Annotated in this window: 6 protein-coding genes; 4 read left to right on the top strand and 2 right to left on the bottom strand. The window is 64.1% G+C overall.

The features are described from left to right. Window positions 1–1,499 (bottom strand): TIM-barrel domain-containing protein (locus VEK15_05575; GenBank protein ID HXV60143.1); only part of this gene is annotated, 1,499 nt, incomplete at its 3' end. A 163-nt stretch (window positions 1,500–1,662) separates the two neighbouring features. Here VEK15_05575 and VEK15_05570 point away from each other — a divergent pair. The 4 genes from VEK15_05570 (at window position 1,663) to VEK15_05555 (ending at window position 5,205) form a co-directional block, all read left to right on the top strand. After that, window positions 1,663–2,127, top strand: a complete 465-nt coding sequence (locus VEK15_05570; GenBank protein HXV60142.1) for a DUF1579 family protein — start codon at window positions 1,663–1,665, stop codon at window positions 2,125–2,127. Between the two features lie 129 nt (window positions 2,128–2,256). Next, a complete protein-coding gene (locus VEK15_05565; protein HXV60141.1) occupies window positions 2,257–3,081 on the top strand; it encodes a hypothetical protein in 825 nt (274 codons plus the stop codon). Next, window positions 3,078–3,911, top strand: coding sequence for a hypothetical protein (locus VEK15_05560; protein HXV60140.1), 834 nt, complete (start codon window positions 3,078–3,080; stop codon window positions 3,909–3,911). Before VEK15_05565 ends, VEK15_05560 begins: the two co-directional genes overlap by 4 nt. A 1-nt stretch (window position 3,912) precedes the next feature. After that, window positions 3,913–5,205: a magnesium transporter gene (locus tag VEK15_05555; GenBank protein HXV60139.1), complete on the top strand. Its 1,293-nt coding sequence runs from the start codon at window positions 3,913–3,915 to the stop codon at window positions 5,203–5,205. A gap of 28 nt (window positions 5,206–5,233) precedes the next feature. On the opposite strand, the gene VEK15_05550 is transcribed toward VEK15_05555, so the two are convergent. Continuing rightward, window positions 5,234–5,561 (bottom strand): hypothetical protein (locus VEK15_05550; protein HXV60138.1); only part of this gene is annotated, 328 nt, incomplete at its 5' end.

Below are 5,561 nucleotides of genomic sequence, written 5' to 3'. Positions count from 1 at the left end.
GTACGGCCGTGAGCGCGGAAGAGCGTCGAGAACGCGCCGAGCTGAAACCAGCGGACGTGGAGCTCGCCGGTGTACTCGGCCGTGGGAACGAAGCCGCCGATGTCGAAACCCCAAAACGGAATGCCGGAGAGCGCGGCATTGATCGCGACGGGCACGTGGGTTCTGAGAGTCTCCCAGGTCGAGTAGACATCGCCCGACCAGAGGAAGGCTCCGTAGCGTTGCATCCCGGCGTAGCCGTTTCGATGAAGCGCATAAGGACGCTCGTTCGGGCGAACCTTCTGCATGCCTTCCCAGTACATTCGGATTCGGTTGAGCCGCGACGGCGCGTCGTAGCCGTCGCCCTGGTCGGGCCAGAAACCGTCGACTCCGATTTCCATCAGCGACTCGTGGTACTGCCAGTAACAGCCGACGTGGCGCTCTTCGGGCCATCGGTCCTCGGCATCACGACCGCTCGGCTCGGGCCTGGTGCAGGCGTCCGCCACCGTGCCCGCGAGACTCCTGCCTTCGATGACGATATGCAGGACGACTTTGAAATCGAGCTCATGGAGCTCATCGATCTGGTTCTTCGGATCGGGAAAATTCGTCGGATGAAAGGTGAACTCTCCGTTGCGCGTGTTCCACCCCGAAGGGGTGAACTGTGTCCCCAAGTAGATGAGCGCATCACAAGGGAGCGACTTATCACGAAGCGTCCTCGCCACCCAGCGGATCTCGTCGGGCCCCTGGAGCGTACGGTGGGACTGCTGGTAGCCGAACGTCCAGCGAGCGGGCATCTCGGCGTAGCCCGTGATCCGCGCGTATTCTCCCAGGATTACCGCCGGGTTGTCCGATGAAATGACGAAGATATCGAGCGGCGCCACCTCACCGGAGGAGTCGACGAGCATGCGGCCTTCGCTTCCGGTGAAGTCGAACCTGCCGAGAGGCTGATGGATGTACAAACCCCATCCGTCCGTCCCGACGAGCCACTGGATGGGCACCCGTCCGCCGTGCGTACGAAGGTGGTATCCCCGCTGGCCGTTTCGCATCTCATCGACCGAGCCCTTGCGATCGAACTGCGGTCCGCCTTCGCCCATGCCGAGGAGCCGACCTTGGGGGAGGAGGAAAGAGACGTCGTCGGCGGACCGGTCCATCGTGAGCCGTTGCACGACGCGTCCCGACGCGGTCTCGATGTGAAGCGCCGGGGGTTCCTCGGAGAAGCGAACGCGAAGCTCGCCGGCGGTGGTCCCGAACGTTCCGCGCTCTCGGCGACGCGTCGGCGTATCGCTCTCTGCGAATTCGACGAGAGCACCGTCGTCGGGCACCTCGGTTCCGCGGCCGTCGACGAGAGGGTGCACCGTGATGCGCACGGTCGACGGGCCGATCGATGTGACCACGATCTCGACCTCGCGTCCACCGATGACGATGGGAGCGTCTTGACCCCGAATGGCTCGCGAGAGGACGAGCCCGGCACCCGCGGCGCCGAGCGTGGCCAGTGCGCTTCTACGCGTCCATCGCCGGGACATTGGACTCGCACCCTAAGCCGAGGCGGTAGCGGCGTCAAGTGGAGCGAGAAGGGTGTGATGTCCGCCCGGCGGGGGCCTTATCGGTCTGGTTCCCATCGTCAGTATAGAATTGCCTGGAATCCCGACCGCCATATCACGGTCGGGCAAGTACGGGAGCAAAGCCATGGAGATGCCGAAACCTACCGCGGACCATCGGAAACTCGAAAGACTCGCCGGGACCTGGAGAGGATCGGAGACGATGCATCCTTCGCCGTGGGATCCCAAGGGCGGCGTGGCACAGGGAACCACCCGGGGCCGTATGGCACTCGGTGGATTTGCGGTCATCGTCGACTATGAGCAGTCGCGAGATGGAAAGCGCACTTTCGAAGGTCACGGCGTGTACACCTGGGACGCCCGCGCCGGCCAGGTCGTGTTGCATTGGTTCGACAGCATGGGCCAGGGAGCCGAGGAGTTTCGCGGCTCATGGGAGGGCGATCGACTCCGGCTCGCGAGCCAGAACGCCATGGGCCACGCCCGCATGAACTATGACTTCGGCAAGCCGGGCGAGCTCGTCTCGAGTATGGAGATGTCCCAGGACGGCGAGAATTGGTCGAAACTGTTCGACGGAAGCTACACGCGGGAGGGCTGATCGTCACCTCTCGCCGTCGCCCGTCGCGATGCTTTGCCTCGGCCTCGGCTAGTACTCTACCGCCAGCTTTCATCGAGTCCGGGCTCGAAGCTCATTTCGGGCGCCCACCCGACGAGAAAGGAGGGGGTAATGAATTTCGGTGAATGGGTCGCCACTCTTCAAGCGGCACTCGAGAACGTCCTCGTCAGCGTTTCCGCTTACCTGCCGCGCCTCCTGGGTGCACTTCTCGTCCTGGCGGTCGGCTGGATTCTCGGGAAATTGCTTCGCTACGGAGTGGAGCGCCTCATCCGGCGTGCGCAGGCCGTCGTACCGGCCCGCGTTCTGGAAGGGGAGCGCGTGGAGTGGGGCCGTTTCGTGGTCCGTGTCGTGGGCGGACTGGTGTTCTGGCTGGTTCTTCTTTTCGCCGCCGGATCTGCGGCTGAGCTCCTCGGCTTTGCCGCCCTGACGGGAGCACTCAGTGGCTTCGCCAGCTACGTGCCCCGCCTGATCGCCGCGGTGCTCGTTCTGCTCGGCGGATTCATCGCCGGGGGTCTCGCGGCGAGCTGGATTCGAGGTGCCGCACGTTCCGCTCGAATCGCCTATGGAGATTCGGTGGCAACCGTCGCGCGGGCGGCCATCGTCCTCGTCGCTTCGGTGGTGGCGCTCGCGCAGGCGGGAATCGACAGCACCCTCCTCGTCGTGGCCGTGGGCACGGTCCTCGGTGCTTTCCTGGGTTCGGTCGCGCTCGCTTTCGGGCTCGGTGCACGGGCAACGGTGGCCAACATCATCGGCTCTCATTATTTCCAGCAGGCGTACAAAGTGAGCCAGCGAATCCGTATCGGCAAGCACGAGGGGCGCATCCTGGAGATACGACCGACCGGAGTCCTTCTGGATACCTCCGAGGGAGTGACGCTCGTTCCCGCGAGCGAGTTCAGCGAACAGACGACCGTACTGCTGTCCGAGGACGCATCGTGAACCTGGAGAAGAACATCGCCGACACCTTCGCGACCTCGCGCCCGAGCGACGCCGCACGCGTGCTCGAAACACTTGGCGAGAACGATTTGCGCGAGCTTCTCGACGAGAGTGATCTTCGTGCCGCGGCAACCGTCGTCGAAGCTTTGACGCCGCTCGAGGCATCGCGATGTCTGTGCCTGGTGTCGGCATCCCGGGCCGCGGAGATCCTGTACGAGCTTCCCCTCGATCGCGCGGCCGATCTGCTCCGACGTGTCGGAGAGGGTGCCCGAGAAGCCATTCTCTCTCACCTACCCGAGCCGCGACGGCGACCCCTCCAGAAGTTGTTGAGCTTTCCCGAGCAGACCGCCGGGGCGATGATGGAGCCGCGGGTCGAGTCGTTTCCCCAGGGCATGACCGTGGAAGCGACTCTTCGCAAGATTCGCCAGCCGGGAAGCCATCTTCGTTATTACCTCTATATCCTCGATGACGATCTCGTGCTCACCGGGGTGGCGAGCTTGCGCGAGATCGCTTCGGCGTCCGTCCGCAAGACGCTGCGATCCATCATGACGCGGCCGGTTCACTCTCTATCCGCTCGCGCCGGCAAGAATGCCATCCTCGAGCATCCCGGGTGGCGACGATACCCCCTTCTTCCCGTAGTCGACGAAGCCGGCCGTCTCATCGGCGTGTTCCGCTACGAGACGTTTCGACGACTCCAGGGGCTTCCCGATCTGGAGGAGGCCTCCCCATTGCGAGTCGCCCTCGCGGTGGGCGAGCTCTTCTGGCTGGGCGCATCGGGGTTGCTGCGAGGGTTGGAAGAGCGAATCCCACCGCCGCAACGAGAGGAGGCCTAGCATGGCCGGAGCCGTTCGTGCACTCGTCGAGAAAGCCCTCGAGATCGAGCCGGAGCGAGTCGCGGATGCCATCGAGACCGCAACGCTGGAGGAAGCAAAGAGGCTCGTCGCGGACTATCCCGGACCGCACTGGACGAAAGTCCTCCCCGCGTTGTCCTCGGAGCGGGCAACCGCGATCCTGGAGGCGATCCCCACGGAAGCGGGAGGGGTGCTCCTGGAATCGCTGGATGTCTCGACCGCCGCCGCCATGGTGTCACGGTTGAGCCCGGAGGCCCGGGAAAGACTCCTGGGCGCCGTGAAGAGAAGTGTCGCCTCGGAGCTGAACACGCTTCTCGAGTTTCCTCACAACACTGCCGGTCGTCTCATGGACCCGCGGGTGATGACTTTCGGTCCGAGAACGACAGCGGGGCAGGTCCTCGATCAGATCCGTTCCAGCCAGAAGCGGGTCTTCGAGGTATTCGTCGTCGACGCCCAGGGCGTTCTCCTCGGTACCGTCCCGATGCAGGAGATCGCGGTGGCTCCGGCGTCCGAATCGATCGGTGAGCTGCAACGGCCCCCCACGAGTATCGTCCGCGCGATGTCGACTCGAGAAGAAGTCGTGGAGATCCTCGAGACGAAGAAGACACCGGCGCTTCCCGTAGTGGATTTCAGCGGGCGGCTCCTCGGGGTGATTCGATACGACGCGCTCATTGCGGCAACCCAGGAGGAGGCGAGCGTCGATATTCAGACGATGGTGGGAGCGAGCAAAGAAGAGCGTGCCCTGTCGAAAGTCCACTTTGCTGTCAGAAAGCGTCTTCCGTGGCTCCAGGTCAATCTGGGAACGGCTTTTCTCGCGGCTTCCGTCGTGGGAATCTTCGAGTCCATCATCGCACAATTCACCGCCCTGGCCGTGCTCCTTCCAGTCGTCGCCGGCCAATCGGGGAACACCGGAGCTCAGGCGCTGGCGGTCACCATGAGGGGCCTTGCCCTTCGAGAGATCCAGGTTCGCCACTGGCTTGCCGTGATCTTCAAGGAGTTCCGCGTCGGTCTCCTGAACGGCGTGGCGGTGGCGGCGACGACTTCGGCCTTCGTGTTTCTCTGGAGCCGGTCGATCGGCCTCGCCCTGGTGATCGGCATTTCCATGGTCCTGTCGATGGCGCTTGCGGGCCTTTCCGGAGGGGCCATCCCGATGGTGCTCACCGCTCTCGGGCAGGATCCGGCGCAGTCCTCATCGATCATCTTGACGACCGTGACCGACGTCGTGGGGTTCTTCAGCTTTCTCGGAATCGCCACGCTGCTCGCGAGCACTCTGTAGGAAGGCTCCCATTCCCGGGAGCTTCATCTCACGGGTCCGGATTGCCAGAACGCTTGGAAGACGCGGTCTTTGTTCCAGGCGCGGAATTACCGGAGTCCGAGGATTTGATCTTCGCGAGCTCATCCCGGGCCTGGCCCAACGCCTCCCTGCACGATTCGAGCTCCCGGTCGGAATCGATGAGCAATCGCTTGAGCTCGTTGTCGCGGAGAAGGTCGTCGTGTCCCATAGCGGCCATGGCTCGTTTGGTGCATTGCTCGATCTCCGAGGGTTCCGCGTTCGCCCAGATGATCTCGCAGGCGCGGCGCAGGTGCCCCAGCGCCTCTGCGGTGCTGGAATGCCCCGCGGAAGGAGCGGCG

The sequence above is a fragment of the Vicinamibacteria bacterium genome (assembly GCA_035620555.1).
Taxonomy (GTDB): domain Bacteria; phylum Acidobacteriota; class Vicinamibacteria; order Marinacidobacterales; family SMYC01; genus DASPGQ01.
This window is presented reverse-complemented; position numbering and strand designations above follow the sequence as displayed.